This window comes from Bacillus sp. SIMBA_008 (genome assembly GCF_046535495.1).
Classification (GTDB): domain Bacteria; phylum Bacillota; class Bacilli; order Bacillales; family Bacillaceae; genus Bacillus; species Bacillus subtilis.
Genome location: NZ_JAWRWL010000082.1, coordinates 1 through 383, shown reverse-complemented (window position 1 = coordinate 383; position 383 = coordinate 1). Strand labels below are relative to the sequence as shown.

At 41.5% G+C, this 383-nt stretch carries 1 pseudogene; it reads right to left on the bottom strand.

What is annotated here, in order from left to right:
- Positions 1-383 (bottom strand): annotated as a pseudogene (locus SB658_RS22230) (MFS transporter); the annotation flags it as partial.

The window sequence follows — 383 nt, the reverse complement described above, 5'->3', positions numbered from 1 at the left end:
AACGCTATTCCAATTGTTACAAGTACTAAAATAGCTAGTGCTATAATCGTTATCTCGCCACCTATGACAGTAGCTAACCAGCCTACAACCACATAACCTAGTGGTAATAAAGCAAATGAACCTAACATATCAAGGCTTGCCACTCTTCCAAATGCTTCTTCTGGCACAAGCTCTTGTAAACTTGTTTCCCAAATGAGTCCAAATATCATCATACCGAACCCTTCAATTGCCATTAATCCAATTAAAGCAGGTGCCCAAGTAATAAACGGCATTATTAAAAGCGCACAACCACTTATTAAAACACCACCATAGGCAAGTAATCCCCGCTTACGCCACCGCTCCTTCCCACCAAAAATAAGTGCGGCAATTACACCAGAGGATGC